Origin of the sequence: Flexivirga aerilata, assembly GCF_013002715.1 — a bacterium.
GTDB classification, from domain to species: Bacteria; Actinomycetota; Actinomycetes; order Actinomycetales; family Dermatophilaceae; genus Flexivirga; species Flexivirga aerilata.
The window spans coordinates 386,080-405,959 of the sequence record NZ_JABENB010000003.1 but is presented as its reverse complement, the minus strand read 5'-3'; the positions used below and the strand labels follow the sequence as shown (position 1 = coordinate 405,959).

Sequence of the window (19,880 nt, the reverse complement as noted above, 5' to 3'; positions counted from 1 at the left end):
AGAAGAAGGGCCCTGCGGCATCGCCGCAGGGCCCTTCCTCGATTGCCCGTGCTACTTCGCGTTGTAGGTCGCGGTGATCACGCCGCGGGCCAGCAGGTTGCCGCCCGTGGTGAACGCGGCGACCGCCGGAGTCGCGTTCTCGTCCAGGCCGAGATCGCCACCGACGGCGTGCACCGCGAACATGTATCGGTGCGGCCGCACGTCCGCCGGCGGCGCGGCACCGCCGTAGTCCTTGGTGCCGAAGTCGTTGCGCACGTGGAACGCGCCCTCCGGCAGGTTCTCGCCGCTGCCCGCGCCCGCGTCGAGCGACGTGACGTCGGCCGGGATGCCGAGCAGCAGCCAGTGCCAGAAGCCGGACGGCGTCGGTGCGTCCGGGTCGAAACAGGTCACGACGTAGCCGGTGGTGCCTTCCGGCGCGCCGCTCCAGGACAGCTGCGGGGATTTGTTCTCGCCGCTGAATCCCCAGTCGTTGTAGACCTGTTCGTCAGGCAGCGTGTCGCCGTCGGCGAACGACTCACTGGTCACCGCGAGCGACGGCACCTGCGGCAGAAGGGTGTAGGGGTCGGGTGCTTCGGGGCGTTCGAGATCCATGGAGCCCACGCTACTCACCGGACACACGCTCGCGCATCGCCTCCATCAACAGCGTGTATGACGCCCGGCGCTCCTCCGGGTCGTGCACGTTGGTGGTGACCATGAGTTCGTCGGCGCCGCACGCCTGCGCACGCCGCAGGATGCCGGCGGCGACCTCGGGCCCGGTGCCGCTGGTCACGAAGCGGCCGAGTTTGCCGACGATCGCCTCCTCCTGCGGTGTCCATTCGTGGGCCGCGGCCTCCTCCGGGGTCGGCAGCGGGCCGGGCCGGTTCTGCCGCAGTCGCACGGTCGACAGAGCGGCGGCGCGCTCGAGTTCGGCTGCGCGCTCAGTGGATTCGGCTGCGATCGCGGCGACGGCGAGCATGCTGTGCGGCTCGGTGAGACCCCCGTCGCTGCCGTTCGGCCGGAACGACTGCCGGTACATGTCGAACGCCTCTCCCGGGTCGGCGTCGCCGAAGTGACCCGCGAAGGCGAACGGGGTGCCCAGCAGGCCGGCCGCCTGCGCGCCATACAGACTCGAGCCGAGGATCCAGATCGGCGGCAGCGGCACGTCCGCCGGCTGCGCGCTGATCGGTGCGAACGGGTGATCGTCTGGGAATCCGTCGACGTATGCGCGCAATTCGGCGAACTGCTGCGGGAAGTCGTCGGCGGTCAGCGCCTCCCGGCTGCGGCGCAGGGCAAACGCGGTGAGCTGGTCGGTGCCGGGCGCGCGCCCGATGCCGAGGTCGATCCGGCCCGGGTGCAGGGCTTCCAGCACGCGGAACGTCTCGGCGACCTGCAGCGGCGCGTGGTTGGGCAGCATGATGCCGCCGGCGCCGACCCGGATCGTCTCGGTGGCGGCCGCGATCGACGCGATCATCACCGTCGGGGACGTGCTCGCGACACTCGGGATGTTGTGGTGCTCGGCGACCCAATAGCGTTCGTAGCCAAGGGATTCGGTATGCCGAGCCAACTCGATCGACTCGTGCAGCGCGTCGGAGGCGGTGCGGCCCGCCGAGATCGGGGACAGGTCGAGCACGGACAGGGGGAGGTGGAGCGCGTCAGTCACCTCAGGTGCAACACGCGGGGCGCCGCGGCATTCCGCACCTGCTCCACACCCGATGCGCACCCGCTCCGTACTTGCTGAGTACCTTCTCCATCCCGGCTCCGGAGCTGCTCCATTTCCGGCGCGACGCACTACAGTGCGCGGCATGGAACCCCTCTACTCGGGAGTAATCAACTTCGCGCTGGGCGTCTTCGCCGCGCAGGGACTGAAGTTCGAGCGCACCGGCTCGGAGAACATCCCACGCACCGGCGGCGCGGTCATCGCGATGAACCACGTGGGCTACTTCGACTTCGCCTACGGCGGCTACCCGGCCCACGACGTCGGACGCATCGTGCGCTTCATGGCCAAGAAGGAGGTCTTCGACCACCGGGTGATGGGTCCGCTGATGCGGGGGATGAAGCACATCCCGGTGGACCGGGCGGCCGGTGCCGGCGCCTACCAGGAAGCGGTGGCGGCGTTGCGGCGCGGCGAACTCATCGGGGTGTTCCCCGAGACCACCATCTCCCGGTCGTTCGAGCTGCGCGACTTCAAGAGCGGTGCGGTGCGGATGGCGCAGGAAGCGGGGGTGCCCGTCATACCGATGATCATCTGGGGGTCCCAGCGGGTCTGGACCAAGGACCACGACAAGACCCTGCTCCGGCCGAAGGTGCCGGTGACGATCACCACCGGTGCGCCGATCGACATCCCGGCGGACGCGGACGTGGACACCGAGACCGCGCGGCTGCGGACGGTGATGGAGGGCATGCTGCACGAGGCACAGGACTCCTACGAGCCGCTCACCGGCGACGATCTGAAGTATCTGCCCGCGCGGCTCGGCGGCACGGCGCCGACGCCGGAGCAGGCGGCCGAGCTCGAGCGGGTCGAGGCGGAGCGGAAAGCGGCCAAGAAGGCCGCCGGCTGACGGGCCTTGTCGGTGGCGGCGCGCAGACTGCGAGCATGGCCATCGTGGATGCACCGACGATCGAGGACACCGCCGCCGACGTGCTCGGCGTGCTCGCCGGCCCGGACGCGCAGTTGCGGCCCGGGCAGATGGAGGCGCTCCACGCGCTGCGCCGGCCCGGAGCGCGGGTGCTGGTCGTGCAGGCGACCGGGTGGGGCAAGTCGGCGGTCTACTGGATCGCCACCTCGTGGATCCGCCGCGCCGGCGGCGGTCCGACCCTGGTGGTGTCGCCGCTGCTCTCACTGATGCGTGACCAGGTGGCTGCTGCCGAGCGGGCCGGCCTGCGCGCTGCGACCCTCAACAGCTCCAATTTCGATGCCTGGCAACAGATCGAGGATGACCTCGCGGCCGGCGAGATCGACGTCCTGCTGGTCTCGCCGGAGCGGCTCGCCAACCCCGGTTTCGGAGCCCGGGTGCTGGAGTCGCTCGCCGGCTCCCTCGGACTCGTGGTGATCGACGAGGCGCACTCGGTGTCCGACTGGGGCCACGACTTCCGGCCCGACTACCGGCGGGTGACCGACGTGCTGCGGCGGCTCAACCCGCAGACTCCGGTGCTCGCCACGACCGCGACCGCCAACTCCCGGGTGGTCGCCGACGTCGCCGAGCAGTTCGGCGACGACACGGTCGTGCTGCGCGGGCCGCTCGCCAGGTCGAGCCTGCAACTCGCCGTGCTGCCGCTGATGGATCCGCTGCAGCGCTACGCGTGGGTGGTCGATCACCTGCCCGAGCTGCCCGGGTCGGGCATCGTCTACACGCTCACGGTCGCCGACGCCGAGCGCCTCACCGAGGCGTTGCAGCGGCGCTACGCCGACACGCCGGGTATGACGGTGGCGGCATACACCGGCGGCCTCGACAGTGCGCAACGCGAACGCCTCGAGGAGGACCTGCGCGCCAACCGCGTCAAGGCGCTGGTCGCGACCTCCGCACTCGGCATGGGCTACGACAAGCCGGATCTCGGCTTCGTGGTGCACGTCGGCGCACCGCCGTCACCGGTCTCCTACTACCAGCAGGTGGGTCGTGCCGGGCGGGCCATCGACCACGCACTGGTCGCGCTGCTGCCGTCCGCCGGGGACGACGCCGTGTGGGACTACTTCGCCACCGCGACGATCCCGAAGGAGCCGCAGGTGCGCCGGCTGCTCGAGGTGCTCAGCGCGGCGGAGGCGCCGATGTCGGTGCCGGCACTGGAGGCCGAGACCGGTCTGCGACGCAGCAAGGTGGAGCTGCTGCTCAAGCAACTCGCGGTGGACGGGGTGACCGAGCGGCTCCCCGACGGCTGGCGGGTCACCGGCACGACCTGGGAGTTCGACCAGGCGCACTACGACAGCGTGCTCGCCGTGCGCCGCCGCGAGGCCGACATCATGCGCAGCTACCTGCGTGGCGAGCAGTGCCTCATGCAGCTGCTGCAACAGTCGCTGGACGACCCGGAGGCCGAGCCGTGCGGTCGGTGCTCGGTGTGTCTCGGCGCACTCCCCGCCCCGCTCGGAGCCGCGCCCGACCCGCAGACGGTCGCCGCGGTGCGCGAGGTGCTGCGCGGCGAGGAACACCTGCTGGAGCCGCGCAAGATGTGGCCCGGCGGATCCTTCGGCGCGCGGGGCAAGATCCCCGCCGCGCTGGCCGCCGACGAGGGCCGGGTGATCGTGCACGCCGACGCCGCCGAGTGGGGTGACCTGCTCACCGGTGCCCTGCGAGCCGACGCGGCGCCACCGCAGGACCTGCTCGACGCGGCGGTGCAGACGCTCAGTCGCTGGCGCAACCAGTGGAGCACCCGACCCGACGTAATCGTCGGGCTGGCCGCCACCGGCCACCCGCAGCTGGTCGCCGGCGTGGTCGAACACCTCGGCACCGTCGGTCGTCTGCCGACTGCCGGCTGGGCGGTCGAGGCACGCGTGCCGGACGACCTCACCTCGCCGGACGAGGCGGCCTTCTGGCGAAAGACGTTGGGGGAGAACGCTGCTCCCGACGTCGCCGGCAAGGCTGTGCTCCTGGTCGTCGATGAATCGTCCTCCGGCTGGGCGGTCACCGTTGCCGCCGCGACACTGCGCGAGGCCGGCGCACGCGCGGTCCTGCCCCTCCTGCTCCACCGGACCGTCGGCTGATTTCGCCCTCCTCCAGCCCGAGCGGGCGTCCCGAGTCGATACCGTCGGCGCATGCGCGCTCTCACGGTCATCCCGCAACAGAAGAACTCGCTGTCGGTGCAGGACATGCCCGACCCCGACGAAGCTCTCGGCGACGTCCTCGTCGACGGCCTCCAGGTCGGTGTTTGCGGCACCGACCACGAACTCGCCGACGGTCTCTACGGCTGGGCACCGCCCGGCTCCGAGCGACTGATCATCGGACACGAGTCACTCGGCCGGGTGCGGGAGGCTCCTGAGGGCAGCGGCTTCGCGCCCGGCGACCTGATCGTGGGCGTCGTCCGGATGCCCGACCCCGTGCCCTGTGGAGCCTGCGCACACGGCGAGTGGGACATGTGCCGCAACGGCGAATACACCGAGCACGGCATCAAGGAGCTCGCCGGCTTCGCCGCGCAGCAATGGCGGGTCAGGAGCGAGCACGCAGTCAAGCTCGACGCGTCGCTGGAGTCGGTCGGCGTGCTGATGGAACCGACCACGATCGTCGCCAAGGCGTGGGAGCAGGTCGACCGGGTCGGTGGGCGCGCGTGGTTCGACCCGAAGTCGGTGCTGATCACCGGCGCCGGCCCCATCGGCCTGCTCGCCGCGATGATCGGTGTCCAGCGGGGCCTGGACGTGCACGTGCTCGACCACAACACCACGGGCCCGAAGCCGAAGCTGGTCGCCGAACTCGGCGCGACCTACCACACCGAGCCCATCGACCAGGTGCTGCAAGCGGTCCAACCGGACGTGGTCATCGAGGGCACCGGCGTCACCTCGATCATCGGCGCCGTGCTGGCCGCCGCCAAGCCGTATGTCGTCACGGTGCTCACCGGCATCTCCAACCCGGGCGACACGGTCGACCTCGACCTGGGCGCGATCAACAGGGACGCGGTGCTCGGTAACGCTGCCGTGGTGGGCTCGGTCAACGCCAACCTGCGGCACTACGAGCAGGCCGCCAAGGCGCTGACCGAGGCCGACCGCGGTTGGCTCGAGAGCCTCATCACCCGCCGGGTGCCGCTGGAGCAGTATGCCGAGGCGTTCACCAAGCAGCCCGGCGACGTGAAGGTCGTGATCACGCTCGCCTGAGGGACGGCGGCGCACTGCGGTCGGTGCCGTCAGCCACGTCAGCACTATCTGCCGCGTCAGCACTGTCAGTGCCGTCGGTGACAATGGTGCGGTGCGTTCTGCGGCGAGCATCCTGCATCTGGATCTCGACGCATTCTTCGCCGCCGTCGAGCAGCGGGACAAGCCGTCGCTGCGGGGCAAGCCGGTCTGTGTGGGCGGCATCGGCCCGCGCGGAGTGGTCGCGACCGCGTCCTACGAGGCGCGGGTCTTCGGTGCGCGCTCGGCGATGCCCACCGCCGAGGCGCGACGGCGTTGCCCGGCGGGCACGGCCTTCCTGCATCCACGCGGTGACGCCTACCGCAAGTCGAGCCGGATCGTCATGGAGCTGCTGCACGAGCTGTCCCCGGTCGTGGAACAGGTCAGCGTGGACGAGGCGTATGTCGATCTCGCCGCCGGTGACCTCACCGATCTGTCACCGGACGGTGTGCGCGCGGCCGCACAGCAATTGATCGACGAAATCCGCGGTGCGACAGGCGGATTGACCGCTTCCGCAGGCATCGCCTCCTCCAAGATGCTGGCCAAGATCGGCTCCGACCTCGAGAAGCCGCAGGGCCTGGTCGTCATACCCCCGGGGCGTGAGCTGGAGATGCTCGCCCCGCTGTCGGTGCGGGTGATCGCCGGCATCGGCCCCATGACGGCGGCCCGGCTGCGCACGTTCGGCGTCGAGACGGTCGCCGACCTGCAGCGCATGGAGCGCACCGACCTGGTGAGCATCTTCGGGTCCGCACACGGCGGCAGCCTGCACGAGCTCGCCCGCGCCCAGGACGACCGCGAGGTGGTCGTCGAGCGCGAGGCCAAGAGCGTCTCGGCCGAGGAGACCTTCCAGACCGACGTGGTGGACCGGTCGGTGCTCGATGCCGAGCTGACCAGCCTCGCGCGTCGCACCGCAGCGCGCCTCGCCCAGTCGGCCGCCTTCGCCCGGACGATCACCATCAAGGCGCGCCAGCACGACTTCTCCACCCAGACCAGGTCGGAGACGCTGCTGCACCCGACCGGCGACGCCGGCGTGATCCTCGACGTCGCACGCCGACTCCTCGACGGCGTCGACGTCTCGAACGGCCTGCGGTTGCTGGGAGTTGGCGTCTCCGGGTTGAGCACACACTCGCAGGAACGGTTGCGCTTCGACGACCAGCAGGAGGTCGCCGCGCCCCTTCCGCTCGGCATCGACGACGACGCCGAGGTGCCGGCCACGCCCGCGGGGGACGTGCGGCGCACACCGGGCCCGGCTGCCTACGTCGGCGGCGGCCCGCCCTCCTGGTGGCCGGGCCAGGACGTCGCCCACACCGAGCACGGCGCCGGCTGGGTGTGGGGCAGCGGTCTGCGCCGGGTGACGGTGCGCTTCGAAGGTCCGCGCACCGGGCCCGGCAGGGTGCGCACGTTCGCCGCGGACGACCCGCACCTGTCGGTTGCCGAGCCACCGCAGTGGTGAAATCCGGTTGACGCGATGCGCACGATGGACTGATGCGCAGTTTTGAGCAGCTCGTCGCCGAGGCCGATGCCGCCGACGTCAGCGGCTGGAGCTTCGACTGGCTCGACGGCCGGGCGACCGAGGAGCGACCGCCGTGGGGCTACGCGGGCTTGCTGGCCGACGCGCTGGCGGGCGTCGAGTCGGCGCTGGATCTGCAGACCGGTGGCGGAGAGGTCGTCGGCGAAGCGCCCGAGCTGCCGCGCCGGATGGCCGTCACCGAGGGGTGGCCGCCCAATGTCGAGCAGGCGCGAAACCTGCTGGGACCGCGCGGTGTCGAGGTGGTGGACGCCGACCAGGACGCGCCGCTGCCCTTCGCGGACGCGAGCTTTGCGATGGTGAGCGCGCGCCATCCGGTGTGGTCCAACTGGGCGGAGATCAGCCGAGTGCTCGTGCCTGGCGGCCGCTACCTCGGTCAGCACGTCGGGCCGGCATCCGGCTTCGATCTCATCGAGCGCTTCCTCGGCCCGCTGCCCGAGCACGTCCGCAACGGCCGCAGCCCGGACGGAGACCGAGCGGGCGCCACTGCTGCGGGGCTCGTGGTCGACGAGATCCGCAGCGCTTCGTGCCGGATGGAGTTCTTCGACATCGGCGCCGTCGTGTGGACGCTGCGCAAGCTCGTCTGGTGGGTGCCCGACTTCACCTCCACCCGGTATGACGCGACTCTGCGCGAGCTGGACGCGCTGATCCGGCGGGACGGCCGGTTCGTCGCACACTCGACACGCCTGCTCGTGCGCGCCCACAAGCCCGCCCGGGACATCCGCGACTGACGGCTCCCTCGGCGACTGACGCCCGCATCGCGCCGTCACTCGCCGAGGGAGCCGTCACTCGGGGCGGTGGATGGCCGTCACTCGATGGGGCGGCCCGCAGTCAGTCGGCGGGGTGGTCTGCGGGCGCGGAGATCACGCCAGGCCGCGGGTGACCTGAGGGGGAGTGCGCCGCCCCTGGATCGCCGCGACCATCTCGAGCGCCTGCCGGGTCTCGGCGACGTTGTGCGCCCGGAAGACCGAGGCGCCGTGCCAGGCCGACAGCGCGGTCGCGGCGAGGGTGCCGACCAGCCGCTCACCGGGCGGCAGACCGCCGAGCGCCTCACCGACGAAGTCCTTGTTGGACAGCGCCACCAGCACCGGCCAACCGGTCGCGACGAGTTCGTCGAGCCGCCGGGTGAGGGTCAGCGAGTGCCAGGTGTTCTTGCCGAAGTCGTGCGTCGGGTCGAGCAGGATGCCGTCCCTCGGCAGCCCGCGCGCGACGAGCGCCTCGGCGCGGGCCGTGGTGTCGGCGATGACGTCGGCCACGACGTCGTCATACCGGACCCGGTAAGGACGCGACCGCGGCGTCGCTCCGCCGGTGTGCGAGCAGACGTAACCGGCTCCGAATTCGATTGCCACGTCTGCGAGTTCGGGGTCGTGGCCGGCCCAGGTGTCGTTGAGCAGATCGGCGCCCGCCGCGCATGCCGCGGCCCCGACCTCGTGCCGCCAGGTGTCGACGCTGATCACGACGTCGGGGAAGCGCTCGCGCAGCGACGCCACGAACGGCACCACCCGCTGCGTCTCCTCGGCGACATCGACGTCGTCGCCGACGCCGGCCTTGACCCCACCGATGTCGAGGATGTCCGCGCCGTCGCGCACTGCGGCCTCCGCGGCCCGCAGAGCAGCGTCGTCGGCGAAGGTCGCCCCCTGGTCGTAGAACGAGTCGGGCGTGCGGTTCACGATCGCCATGATCAGGGCGCGGTCGGTCCGGGTCGGGCGCCCGCGGAAGCTGATCGGCATGTGCGCAGCGTAATCACCGGCACCGCTTACCCTTGCTGACGTGCTGCGCCGTGCCGTCATCGTCCCCGACGCCCCGGCGCTCGTGCCTGCCCTGGGTGGCGCCGGTTCACCCACGCTGCAGGCGGTGCGCGACGCGATGATCCGTGCGGTCGGCGATCCCGGAGACCCCGGCGGCCGCTGGACCGCGGTTGGCCCGGGGGAGCGCACCCGGCTGATCGACGCCGGCACCGGTGCGCGGCTCACGGCATACGGACGGGAGGGGGAGCTCGGTCTGTCGGAGGCGCCGAGCGCGCACGAGGACAACCCGGAGCCGACCCTGTTGGTCGCCGCGTGGCTGCGCGAGACCGCCCGCCTGCCGGGTATGACGGTGCAACTCGTCGGCCCCGACGCGTCGGCGGAGGAGTGCGCCGTGCTCGGCAAGCAACTCGCCGCGGACACCGACACGCTGCTGGTGCTCGGCAGCGGCAGCTTCACGTGGGAGCCGGGCGACGGCACCGACCACTCCGACCATCCGGTCGACACCGCGGTGCGGCGCGCCCTTGCCGGCGGAGACACCGCACCACTCTGCGCGCTGGACGCGACCGAGTGCGCCGGCGTGCACGCCGGTGGTCGCGCGCCGTGGCAGGTGCTCGCGGGCGCGGTCGACGGAGCCCGGGTGACGGCGGACCTGCTCTACAGCGACGCGCCGTTCGGGGTGCGCTACCACGTCGCGACGTGGGACCTCACGCGTTAGCGTCGTCCAGGAACCAGCCGTGCACCATGCCGGCCGGACGACCGCGCTCGACGAAGTATTCGGTGCCGAAGCTGCCGTCGAAGACCTCCTGCGGCATACGCATGAAGCCGCCGATGTCGGAGACCTGGCTGCGGTGCGCCTCCATCGACGCGCGGATGCGATCGAGGTAGTCGGAAACGTCGACAGCCCAATGTATTTCGGCTTCCGGAGTGCCCATCGGGTTGCCGTCGTCCATCGGGCCGTCCGGGTCGAAGGGAAGGTCGATCCCGGCCGCCTTGGCGGCCTGCACACCGGCACGCAGCGCATCGCGGTTGGCGGTCTCCTCCAGCACGCGCGGTGACCGCGCGGCGAGCTCCGCGGCGCGGTAGGTCACCGCGTGCACCTTCACGTGGTCGGGGTGGCCGTAGTTGCCGTGCCAGTCGTAGCCGACGAGCACGTCGGCGTGCTCCTCGTCGAGGATCGCGGCGAGACGGGTCGCGGCCTCGTCGACGGGTGCGCTGTGGAAGGACTCGGGCGCGTCGTTCTGCTCCCAACCGGTCATTCCGGAGTCGTGGTAGCCGAGCCAGGCGACCCGCGCGGTGCCGGTGGCCCGCGCGGACTGCTCCGCCTCGGCGCGACGTCGGTCGCGGAGGGTCTCGCCGGGCGCGAGGTCGTCGGGCACCTCGCCATACTCCCCGCCGGTGGCGTAGACGACGACCACGCGGTGGCCCTCGTCGCTGGCCTTCGCCATCGCGCCGGCGGTCTGGGATGCTTCGTCGTCCGGGTGGGCGTGGAAGAACACAATGGTCGACACCCGCACATCCTGACAGCGACGACCGACACCGAGGAGGCCGAGGTATGCCGGACCCGCATCCCCTCACCGGGCAACCGTTCGCGTCCCCGGTGCCTCCCGGCACCGGCTGGCCCGGCGACACCGCCGACGCCGACACGCCGGTCGCCCGGAACGCCCGAGATGTCGCCCGGCTTGCCCGCACGGCCGACTCGGTGCCGGAGCTCGGCACGCTCATCTCGGTATGCCGGGCCTGCCCGCGTCTCGTCGCGTGGCGGGAGGAGGTGGCCACGACCGGGCGGCGCAGGTCGTTCGCCGGCCAGCCCTACTGGGGCCGGCCCACTCCCGACTTCGGCGACCCCGACGCGACGCGGCTGATCGTCGGTCTCGCACCGGCTGCCAACGGCGCCAACCGGACCGGCCGGATGTTCACCGGCGACCGGTCCGGTGACTGGATCTACGCCGCGCTCCATCGCGGCGGTTTCGCCACCCAGTCGACCTCGGAGGCTGCGGGAGATGGACTGGCACTGAAGGGGATTCGCATCGCGGCGGCCGTGCACTGTGCGCCACCGGCGAACAAGCCGACGACGACCGAGCGCGACACCTGCGGGCAGTGGCTGGTGCGCGAGCTGCACCTGTCGCAGGAGCGGCTGCGCGTCATACTGGCGCTCGGGTCGTTCGGTTGGGACGCGGCGCTGGCTGCGGCCCGTGCCGCCGGGTGGCAGGTGCCGCGCCCGAAACCGAAGTTCGGGCACGCCGCGACGGCGACGCTCACCACCGCCGACGGGCGGGCGGTGCAGCTGGTCGGCAGCTATCACGTCAGTCAGCAGAACACCTTCACCGGCAAGCTGACCGAGCAGATGCTCGACGAGGTGATCGCGCGGGTGCGTGAGCTCGGCTAGGTGCTGAGCAGCCGCCAGACGGCGTCCCGCGCCGCGGGTAGGTCGACCGGCTCGCCGGCGAGCGTGGCGAGTGCGTCGGCGAGCGGCCAGCGGACCAGCGACCCATAGCGGGCCGAGTAGATGCCGATGGCGTCGATGTGGTGGTCGTCGGTGCGGTCGAACAGCGCATAGGCCACGAGCTGGTAGATGTCGGTGCGCGGCAGGCTGTCGGTGCGGGCGTGCGTGCGCGGATCACGCCGTCCCAGACGGGTTTTCAGGTCGAGCAGGAGACCGCCCGCGATGAGGTCGGCGTCGGCCGGCATGAGGCGCGACGTCGCGAACGTGGTCCCAAGGTCGTATGGCGGGAGCAGCTCAGGCAGCAGTCGCTCGCCGGCGATCGCGGCCAGCTTCTGCAGCTGGCGTCGCGCGTCGGGTGAGGCGAGCCGGAGCAGGGTGTCGGCGGTGAAGCGTTGGGTGCGCAGCAGGGGCACCAGCGGTGAGTCCGGCGGCACCCCGCCTTCGCGGTAGACGCTGGTGGTGAGGGCGAGCGCCCAACAGGCAGAGGCGAATTCGGCCGATGCGGGCGGTGCCTGCTGCGCGACCTCGACCACCCGCGCGATCGCGTCGAGACAGGGTGGCAGCCCGGCAAACCCGTAGTAGGCGATCTCCGGGACGTAGTCGGCGTCGAGCGCGAAGCGCACCCCGAAGTCGAAGGCGGCGCCGATGGCCGCCGGGTCGGCCGAGCCACCGGGGACGAGCAGGGTGCTGGCGCGGCGGCGATAGTCGGCCTGCAGCGGCCGGACGTCGCCGAAGTGCTGGTCCAGGAAGCGTCGCAGCAGCGACCGTCGATTGCGAATCGCGCTGGTGAGGTTGGGATCTCGGTGACTACTCAAGGCGTGGCCAGTCTACGGTTCCGGCCCGCACTAGTGCCTTGAGTCAGAAATAGAACAGGTGCGGAATGGGCAAAGCACTAGGGTGACGACAGTGACCACACGGATCGCGATCGTCGGCGGCGGCATCGCCGGGCTGACGCTCGCGGCCGCGCTCGATCCGCGGCGGTTCGAGGTCGTGGTGCACGAGGCCGAGCCGTCCCGGGCCGGCGTCGGCAGCGCACTCGGGCTGTGGTCGGGCGCCCGGCGGGTGTTGCGCCGGATCGGCGCGTTGCCGTCGCCGGTGGATCGCGCGACCCAGGGGAGTCTCTTCGCCGTCGACGGGCGGCGCCGGGCGCGGCTGCGGGCGGCCGGACCGGCGCTGGTGGACCGGCCGGCGCTGCTCGCCGCTCTTGATGCGGCGGTGCCGGCGAGCGTGCGGCGCATCACCGAGGAAGTCACCGACCCGACCGCGCTGGACGGGGACCTGGTGGTCGGCGCCGATGGCGTGCGCAGCCGGGTGCGTGGCCTGGTGCAAGCGTCGGCCGCGGGGCGGATCGACACCGGCTACCTGACGCTGCGAGGGATTGCACCTGGCGCACCGAAAACCACTGACATTGGCGAATATTGGGGGCGAGGCCTGCTCGCCGGAGTCGCCGCGATCCGGGGGGAGCGGACATACTGGTTCACCGCGCACCGCAGCGAGTTGACCGAGCCGCTGCTCGCGGCCGACGCAGTGGACGAGACGCGGGAGCGCTTCGCGGACGCGGCTCCCGTCATACGGCGTTTGCTGGAGGAAGCCGGCCCGGAGACGCTCGCCACGCGGCTCTGGGTGACGCCACCGATGCATCGCTACGTGCGCGATCGTCATCTGGTGATCGGGGATGCCGCGCACGCGATGCTGCCCAACCTGGGGCGTGGCGCGTGCACGGCGATCGTCGACGCGGGCACCCTGGCCGCCACGCTCAATCTCGGCCACGACCTGCGGCGGTGGGAGGCGCGTCGCCTGCCTGCGACGCAGCTGGCGCGAGCAGGGTCGGCGGGCGTCATGCGGCTGGCGAGCCGGGCGCCCTGAGGCGCCGCCTCAGTGCAGGAATTTCAGTCCCGCGACGCACGCGACGATGCCCCCGATCAGCAGGATGCGCACCAGCGTCGCGGGTTCCTCGCCGGTCGCCATCGCGTAGATGACGGTGAGCGAGGCGCCGATGCCGGTCCAGACCGCGTATGCCGTGCCGGTCGGCAGGTCGCGCATGGCGTAGGCGAGACCGCCCATGCTGAGCACGACCGCGACGACGAAGACGGCCGACGGCCAGAGGCGGGTGAAGCCCTCCGACCTGCCGAGGGCCGTGGCCCAGACGGCTTCGAGGGCTCCGGCGGCGACGACAACGATCCAGGACATGACAGCACTCCTCCAAGGAGTCGTCTTGTCGCTGTCCGGGTACGACGCCGCTCGTCCGGGGCCGGCCCATGAGGGCGGCCTGCTCCGAGGCTCGCACGCGGGCGCGCGGTGCGGCAAATCGGCGCGCTCGGTCCGCTTCGGGCGAGTATGCCGGTCCCGTTCGCGCCAACCCTGACGGTCCAATTCACGTTTGACGGTCGAATTCGACCGTCAAACGTGAATCCCGCCGTCAGGGTTGCGGTTGCGCGGTCAGTCGGCCGCCGCTTCGGCACCGAGCCGGGGTTTGATCCACGCCACGAGCTGCGACTCGGGGACAGCGCCGACCTGCCGGTCGACCGGCTTGCCGTCCTCGATGAGCACCAGCAGCGGGTCCGCGCAGTCGGGCGGCGAGATCGGTCCCTTCGGCCGCCCAGCCGACGTTGTATGGCGCGACGATCACCCGCCGCGCGAACTCCCCGTCCGGGAAGGGCATCCGTCAGCGCGCCTTCGCCTGACGGACCAGGCCGCCGCCGATGATCAGCCGCTGGATCTCACTGGTGCCCTCGTAGAGGCGCAACAGGCGCACGTCGCGGTAGATCCGCTCGACGGCGAGGTCGCGCATGTAGCCGGAGCCGCCGTGGATCTGCACCGCGAGATCGGCTGTCTTTCCTGCCATTTCGGTGCAGAAAAGTTTCGCGACCGAGGGGCCGATGCGGCGGTCCTCGCCGGAGACGTACTTGGCCGCGGTGTCGCGCACGAGCGCCCGACCGGCAAGGACCCCGGTCTGCTGATCGGCGAGCATCGCCTGGACGAGCTGGAAGTCGCCGATCGGCGTGCCGCCCTGCGTCGCGACCGCGGCGTGCGCGAGCGACTCGTCGAGCGCGCGCTGCGCCGTACCCACCGCCAGCGCCGCGATGTGCACCCGGCCCCGCGCGAGCGATGCCATCGCGGCTCGGTAGCCGGCATCGACGTCCTCGCCGACCAGTGCCGCCGCGGGCACCCGGACGCCGTCGAAGCGCACGTTCGCCGTCCAGGCGCCCTCCTGGCCCATCTTCTTGTCCTTCGGCGCGACCTCGACACCCGGTGTGCCGGCCGGGACGAGGAAGACCGCGATGCCCGGTCCGGACTCGTCGGCGGGCCGGGTGCGCGCGAAGGTGACGAACAGATCGGCCAAGGGAGCGTTGGTGATGAAGCACTTCTCGCCGTCGATGACCCAGTCGTCACCGTCCCGAATTGCCTTGGTGCGCAATCCGGCTGGGTTGGACCCAGCACCAGGCTCGGTGAGCGCGAACGACGCGACCACCTCTCCGGAGGCGAGCCGCTCCAGCCATTCCTGCTTCTGCTCGTCGGTGCCGAAGCCGACGAGCACCTGCCCGGCGATGCCGTTGTTTGTGCCGAACATCGAGCGCAGGGCGAGGCTGGTGTAGCCGAACTCGAGTGCGAACTCGACGTCCTGGGTCAGGTCCAGCCCGAGGCCACCCCACTGCTGGGGGATGGCATATCCGAACAAGCCCATCTCCTTGGCCTGCGCACGCAGGTCGTCCGGGATGGCGTCGGCATCGGCAATCTCGTTCTCCCGCGGCACAACCCGGGTCCGGATCCACTGCCGCACCTGCGCCAGGATTGGCTGGAAGTCCTCGTCGCTGATCTCGGACAACTCGGACAACATCGTCTCCTCGCGTCGGTTGGGCACTGCTCCCACCCGGGCAGCGGTGGAATGGATCGGCATGCGCCGGAGCTGCCGTCGGCAGATCTGTGACCTGACGAAGGGGGATGCTACTACCGCTTTCACCACGAGTGGCCGGGCAGTTGTCGGTGCCCACGAGTCCTGACGTCACGAACGGTGGTTTGGCCACCGCGGACCCCGGGTATGTCGAGGGCGACGCGCCGCACCTCACCTCTGAGGATGACGGAAGGAGACGTGTGACTATGGCGAATCCGCTTGAAGGGCAGAAGAATCCGGCTGGTTCACGGGATCCGCAGGACCAGTCGGCCGAACCCACCGAGATCCCCCTCAACGCCAGTTTGACGGAGCGTATTGGTGCCCAGGCGACCGCGGAGTATTCCCGCTTCTTGCTGGAGCTGGCCGCACTCTGCGGTGGGCTGACCCCCGACGAGGCCATCGACCGCCTGGAGCAGAAGCAGGACGAGCTCGGCATCCGTCAACCGGCGGTGGTCAACGACAAGCTGGTCGAGCTGTTGCGGGCGGCCGGCACCAACATCGTGGTGACGATCGACCAGCAACCCGTGATGAGTCATCCCGGGGTCGACTACACGCCGCGTTTCTCCGACCCCACCGAGCACCCGTCATAGCCGGGAGCCGGTAGGTGCCGATGAGTTCTGGAGTCCAGCGGAGCACGCCTGTCGTCGACGCGGTGGTGATTGGCGCGGGCCCGAATGGATTGGTCGCCGCGATCGCGCTTGCCGACGCGGGCTGGGACGTCGTGGTTGTGGAGGCCGAACGTGAGGTCGGCGGCGCGGTCCGCAGCACGGAGTTGTTCCCCGGCTATGTGACCGACTTGTTCAGTGCCTTCTACCCCTTGGCTGCCGGGAGTCCCGTCATACGGCAGCTGGAATTGGACAAACACGGTCTGGTCTGGTGCCAGCCGAAATCGCCCGTCGCACACGTTGTGTCGCCGGGATCCAGTGCCTACCTCTGGCGTGACCTCGATGCGACGGCTGAAGGGCTGGAGACGTCTGCCGCGGGGGATGGCGATGTATGGCGGCAGCTTTATACCGCCTATCGTCGGGTGCGGACTCCCCTCCTCGATGCGCTGTTTACGCCATTTCCGCCGGTGCGAGCAGGTCTCGCCTTCGCCCGTCGGTCGAGCCTGGGGCTCGCGACGGACCTTGCGCGGATTGCCGTCACACCGGCGTACCGCCTTGGCATTGAATGGTTTCAGGGCGACGCCGGGCGAGCGCTGCTCTCCGGGAATGCCATGCACAGTGATCTCGGCGCGTCTCGAGCGGGCGGCGGCTTCATGGGCTGGTTGCTGTCCATGCTCGCACAGGACGTGGGCTTTCCGGTGCCGCGCGGCGGTTCGGGTCGGTTGGCGTCAGCGCTGCGTAGCCGGGCGGAGGCGGCTGGGGCACGGATATTGTGCGGCGCCGCCGCATCGCGGATCGGCGTGGTGACCGGCCGCGCGACGTCGGTGCAGCTCCTCGACGGCACAGCGTTCACTGCGCGTCGGGCGGTCCTCGCTGACGTCAGCGCGCCGGCACTCTATGAGACGCTCCTGGGGCCGCGGGTGACGCCGCCACGGATATTGGGTGATCTGCGCAACTTCGCATGGGATCATTCGACGATCAAGCTGAATTGGGCGCTGGACCGGCCGATCCCGTGGCTCGATCCGCGGCTCGCGGACACCGGCACTGTGCACCTGAGCGGGTCAAGTGCTGCCGTGATGCGCGGCGGACTGCGGCTGGAAGGCGGCGAGTTGCCGGGACAACCATTCGTAGTGCTTGGTCAGATGGCGCGCGTCGATCCGACCCGCGCACCGTCGGGTTGCGAGTCGGCGTGGGCCTACACCCATGTGCCGCAGGCGTTCGCCCGCGATGAGCATGCCGTCGACCTCGTGGCTCAGCGGGTCCGAGACACGGTCGAGGCTGCCGCACCCGGGTTCGCGCGCACGGTAGTCGCGGAGCATGTGCAGCGACCTGCGGACCTTGAGGCCGCCGACCGCAACCTGGTGGGTGGTGCCATCAACGGGGGCACAAGTGCGCTCCATCAGCAGCTCATCTTTCGCCCCACCCTCGGGCTGGGCCGGCCCGAAACCCCGATCCCTGGCTTGTATCTGGCGAGTGCGTCAGCTCACCCCGGCGGCGGCGTCCACGGCGCGTGTGGCTGGAATGCCGCCAGGGCTGCTCTCAGCGCGCATGGCTCATTCGGCGCGATACAACGACTGTTGACCGAGACTGTTTGGGAGCGGCTACTCCACGGTTCGTGAGCGAAGTGGCGTCACGGTGTACGCCGTTCGGCGAGAAATGCCAACCGTCGCAGACACTCGCGGTTACGGCGACGCAGCAATAGTTGTCGCAACGCCGACGGCACCAAGGTTCCTGGCCCGGACACGACGTCCTCCGTCATACGCACAAGGCTTTGCGACCCGTCGTGCAGGACATCAATGCGGACCTGGCTGCGTCCCCACGGCCAGGCCCGGGGCGCCAGGACTAGCTGTCGATTCGGCTCGTAGGACACGACATCGGTGTGATCGTGCAGCAAGACTGGCCACAGCCCCACGGAGTGGTGCAGCCGACTCCCCGGCTCTGGCCACGTCGCGTTGAGGGCACGAATGCGGGCGCTCCCCACCACCCACGACGCATAGCTCCAGCCGTCGCTCAACACCTCCCAGACTGCGTCGGGCGGCGCAGAGATCCGTCGAACAGTGGGGCGCGCGGACAACTTGGCAACTATCGGCGCTGAGGACTTGCTCATTCGGGCCTCCCTCTGGTCTCCCGTACAGCGTTACCCCGTCGACGCCCAACCATGCGATCACTCGGCGCTGGCAACCAGGATGCAGGGCATGCCCGACGTGACCGGCGCTGGGGCCCACAGTCGTCGACAAGTTGAATCCCTTGTGGCCGCAGCGTTATTCGATCATTCTCGTGGTGGCGGCGAGCATCTCCGCCACGCTGACGGCCGCGATGCGCGGGTCCAGCGTGAGTGCATTGGGCTGCCGGGGACTCGGCACTTCCTGGTGCCAGATGACGTCGTGTCTTTCGAGGTCCAGCAGCGGCCCCCACACCTGCGGTGAACTCGGGCCGAAGATGGTCACCGACCGGGTGCGCACGGCCGTGGCCAGATGCGCCACTCCCGTGTCGCTGCTCAGAACCACCCTGGCGCCGCCGACCTGATCGGCAAGTCCGGCGAGGTCGAGCCGACCGGTGAGGTCGTGCACGTGCGGCAGACCGTCCGCGATGCGCCGGCCGAGGGCCCGATCCCTCGACCCGCCGGTGACGTGCACCGGTAGGTGCTGCGCCGCGGCGACATCTCGCCACCTGTCGGCCGGCCAGCGGCGGGCCGGGAAGCCCGCCCCAGGGTGCATCAGCACGTAGTCTCCGCGCCGGCGGCCGTCCGGTAGAGGCAGGCGCAGATCGTCCGCGGAGCAGGTCCCGCCATACGAGCGCACCAGGGAGCACCAGCGCTCCACCTCGTGCACTTGCTCGAGCCAGGGCGGGCCGGCCGCGAACTTCGCTCTCTCGCAGGCGAAGCCGAGGCTTCGGCGGGCACGTGTGCGCTCGAGGAGCAGATGGCTCTGTGGTCCGCGGCCATGCAGGTTGACCGCCAGATCCGGTGGCGGGCCGGGCCACGACAACGGCCTCCCGAGTCCGGAGGTCGCGAGCACGCCATCGACCACACCGAGGTCGGTGAGCCAGGACCCGATGGGGCGCGGACAGGCAAGCACCAGCCGATGGTCCGGCAGCAGCCTGCGCCACCCGCGCAGCGCCGCGACGCCCGTCAGCGCGTCGCCCAGGCCAAGTGCGCGCAGGAGCAATGCGGCAGGCCTCATCGTCAACCGACGATCATGCCGGCGGCCTCGCGCGGCGCGGCACCCTGCAGGGCCTGGTCCAGAGCAGCGCAGATCGCGTGCAGGGCGACGAGGTGCACCTCCTGCACCGCCGCGGTCGACGTCGCGTCGACGCTGACTACCTCGTCGGCCGCCCGGGCGAGTGGATTGGGAGTGCGACCGGTCAGCGCCCAGACGCGCAGTCCGAGGTCGCGGCCCGCGCGCGCTGCACGCACCACATTTGCGCTACGCCCGCTGGTCGACATCAGGACCAGGACATCGTCCACCCGGCCATGGCCGGCGACCTGTCGCGCGAAGACCTGATCGGCGCCGTAGTCGTTGAGAATCGCTGTGAAACTTGATGATTCGGCTGAAAGGCAGATTCCGGAGAACGGCCGTCGATCGCGATCGAACTTGCCCACCACCTCTGCCGTCAGGTGCTGTGCCTCGGCTGCGCTGCCGCCATTGCCGGCGGTGAGCAACCGGCCGCCGCTCGCCAGGTGCGCGGCCAGCGCAGCGCCCCAGGCAGCTACCTGGTGCTGCTGACGGACTAGCGAGTCCATACCGTTCCGCAGATCGTCGACGTGGTCGTCGAGCCACGAAGACGTCATCCCTGAAATTCCAGTCATACGGGCCCGATACCCCAAAAGCCGGTCGCGCAACCCGCATCCGGGCCGAACGGTCGGGGTATAGGCCG

At 70.7% G+C, this 19,880-nt stretch carries 20 protein-coding genes and 1 riboswitch; of the genes, 10 read left to right on the top strand and 10 right to left on the bottom strand.

The annotated features are described in order from the left end of the window. Positions 1–51: 51 nt before the first annotated feature. Both HJ588_RS17525 and HJ588_RS17520 read right to left on the bottom strand, forming a co-directional pair. Complete coding sequence (locus HJ588_RS17525; RefSeq protein WP_171158016.1) at positions 52–591, bottom strand: YbhB/YbcL family Raf kinase inhibitor-like protein; 540 nt, start codon at positions 589–591, stop codon at positions 52–54. A gap of 10 nt (positions 592–601) precedes the next feature. Continuing rightward, the gene (locus tag HJ588_RS17520; protein ID WP_212756124.1) at positions 602–1,639 is read right to left on the bottom strand and encodes an LLM class flavin-dependent oxidoreductase; all 1,038 of its coding nucleotides are present in this window, start codon (positions 1,637–1,639) and stop codon (positions 602–604) included. 142 nt (positions 1,640–1,781) lie between these two features. Between HJ588_RS17520 and HJ588_RS17515 the strand changes: the two genes are divergently transcribed. The 5 genes from HJ588_RS17515 to HJ588_RS17495 all read left to right on the top strand — a co-directional run bounded on the left by HJ588_RS17515 (position 1,782) and on the right by HJ588_RS17495 (position 8,047). Next, on the top strand, positions 1,782–2,537 hold the full coding sequence (locus HJ588_RS17515; RefSeq protein WP_171158012.1) for a lysophospholipid acyltransferase family protein: 756 nt from the start codon (positions 1,782–1,784) through the stop codon (positions 2,535–2,537). 35 nt (positions 2,538–2,572) lie between these two features. After that, the gene (locus HJ588_RS17510; RefSeq protein WP_171158010.1) at positions 2,573–4,672 is read left to right on the top strand and encodes a RecQ family ATP-dependent DNA helicase; all 2,100 of its coding nucleotides are present in this window, start codon (positions 2,573–2,575) and stop codon (positions 4,670–4,672) included. Between the two features lie 51 nt (positions 4,673–4,723). Continuing rightward, positions 4,724–5,773, top strand: coding sequence for a glucose 1-dehydrogenase (locus HJ588_RS17505; RefSeq protein WP_171158008.1), 1,050 nt, complete (start codon positions 4,724–4,726; stop codon positions 5,771–5,773). Between the two features lie 91 nt (positions 5,774–5,864). Further along, positions 5,865–7,241 carry a DNA polymerase IV gene (locus HJ588_RS17500; protein ID WP_171158006.1) on the top strand — a complete coding sequence of 459 codons (1,377 nt, stop codon included), beginning with the start codon at positions 5,865–5,867 and terminating at the stop codon, positions 7,239–7,241. Between the two features lie 32 nt (positions 7,242–7,273). Further along, positions 7,274–8,047 (top strand): methyltransferase domain-containing protein, encoded by a 774-nt coding sequence (locus HJ588_RS17495; protein WP_171158004.1) that lies wholly within the window; start codon positions 7,274–7,276, stop codon positions 8,045–8,047. A 132-nt stretch (positions 8,048–8,179) separates the two neighbouring features. On the opposite strand, the gene folP is transcribed toward HJ588_RS17495, so the two are convergent. Beyond that, positions 8,180–9,046: a dihydropteroate synthase gene (gene folP / locus HJ588_RS17490; RefSeq protein WP_171158002.1), complete on the bottom strand. Its 867-nt coding sequence runs from the start codon at positions 9,044–9,046 to the stop codon at positions 8,180–8,182. A gap of 40 nt (positions 9,047–9,086) precedes the next feature. On the opposite strand from folP, the gene HJ588_RS17485 reads away from it, so the two are divergent. Continuing rightward, positions 9,087–9,779: a class III extradiol ring-cleavage dioxygenase family protein gene (locus HJ588_RS17485; RefSeq protein WP_171158000.1), complete on the top strand. Its 693-nt coding sequence runs from the start codon at positions 9,087–9,089 to the stop codon at positions 9,777–9,779. Here HJ588_RS17485 and HJ588_RS17480 read toward each other — a convergent pair. Beyond that, positions 9,769–10,572 carry a PIG-L family deacetylase gene (locus HJ588_RS17480; RefSeq protein ID WP_171157998.1) on the bottom strand — a complete coding sequence of 268 codons (804 nt, stop codon included), beginning with the start codon at positions 10,570–10,572 and terminating at the stop codon, positions 9,769–9,771. The genes HJ588_RS17485 and HJ588_RS17480 overlap by 11 nt on opposite strands. A gap of 44 nt (positions 10,573–10,616) precedes the next feature. Here HJ588_RS17480 and HJ588_RS17475 point away from each other — a divergent pair, with 44 nt between their 5' ends. Then, positions 10,617–11,450: a uracil-DNA glycosylase gene (locus tag HJ588_RS17475; protein ID WP_171157996.1), complete on the top strand. Its 834-nt coding sequence runs from the start codon at positions 10,617–10,619 to the stop codon at positions 11,448–11,450. Here HJ588_RS17475 and HJ588_RS17470 read toward each other — a convergent pair. Beyond that, a complete protein-coding gene (locus HJ588_RS17470) occupies positions 11,447–12,322 on the bottom strand; it encodes a hypothetical protein (protein WP_171157994.1) in 876 nt (291 codons plus the stop codon). The two genes, HJ588_RS17475 and HJ588_RS17470, sit on opposite strands and share 4 nt — an antisense overlap. A gap of 91 nt (positions 12,323–12,413) precedes the next feature. Here HJ588_RS17470 and HJ588_RS17465 point away from each other — a divergent pair, with 91 nt between their 5' ends. Continuing rightward, positions 12,414–13,373 (top strand): FAD-dependent monooxygenase, encoded by a 960-nt coding sequence (locus HJ588_RS17465; protein ID WP_171157992.1) that lies wholly within the window; start codon positions 12,414–12,416, stop codon positions 13,371–13,373. 9 nt (positions 13,374–13,382) lie between these two features. On the opposite strand, the gene HJ588_RS17460 is transcribed toward HJ588_RS17465, so the two are convergent. After that, the gene (locus HJ588_RS17460; RefSeq protein WP_171157990.1) at positions 13,383–13,697 is read right to left on the bottom strand and encodes a DMT family transporter; all 315 of its coding nucleotides are present in this window, start codon (positions 13,695–13,697) and stop codon (positions 13,383–13,385) included. 14 nt (positions 13,698–13,711) lie between these two features. Beyond that, positions 13,712–13,780, bottom strand: a riboswitch (guanidine-III (ykkC-III) riboswitch). 392 nt (positions 13,781–14,172) lie between these two features. Beyond that, positions 14,173–15,405, bottom strand: a complete 1,233-nt coding sequence (locus HJ588_RS17455; protein WP_246242750.1) for an acyl-CoA dehydrogenase family protein — start codon at positions 15,403–15,405, stop codon at positions 14,173–14,175. A gap of 200 nt (positions 15,406–15,605) precedes the next feature. Between HJ588_RS17455 and HJ588_RS17450 the strand changes: the two genes are divergently transcribed. Further along, entirely contained in the window at positions 15,606–15,989 is a 384-nt protein-coding gene (locus HJ588_RS17450) for a hypothetical protein (RefSeq protein ID WP_171157988.1), read from the top strand. 20 nt (positions 15,990–16,009) lie between these two features. Further along, positions 16,010–17,623: a phytoene desaturase family protein gene (locus tag HJ588_RS17445; protein ID WP_171157987.1), complete on the top strand. Its 1,614-nt coding sequence runs from the start codon at positions 16,010–16,012 to the stop codon at positions 17,621–17,623. Positions 17,624–17,634: 11 nt separating this feature from the next. Here the strand turns inward: HJ588_RS17445 and HJ588_RS17440 are convergent, their stop codons facing one another. The 3 genes from HJ588_RS17440 to HJ588_RS17430 all read right to left on the bottom strand — a co-directional run bounded on the left by HJ588_RS17440 (position 17,635) and on the right by HJ588_RS17430 (position 19,845). Next, positions 17,635–18,111, bottom strand: coding sequence for an SRPBCC family protein (locus HJ588_RS17440; RefSeq protein WP_171157985.1), 477 nt, complete (start codon positions 18,109–18,111; stop codon positions 17,635–17,637). A 154-nt stretch (positions 18,112–18,265) separates the two neighbouring features. Next, positions 18,266–19,186 (bottom strand): glycosyltransferase family 9 protein, encoded by a 921-nt coding sequence (locus HJ588_RS17435; protein ID WP_171158573.1) that lies wholly within the window; start codon positions 19,184–19,186, stop codon positions 18,266–18,268. Between the two features lie 2 nt (positions 19,187–19,188). Beyond that, positions 19,189–19,845 carry a D-sedoheptulose-7-phosphate isomerase gene (locus HJ588_RS17430; RefSeq protein WP_246242749.1) on the bottom strand — a complete coding sequence of 219 codons (657 nt, stop codon included), beginning with the start codon at positions 19,843–19,845 and terminating at the stop codon, positions 19,189–19,191. Between the last annotated feature and the right edge of the window lie 35 nt (positions 19,846–19,880).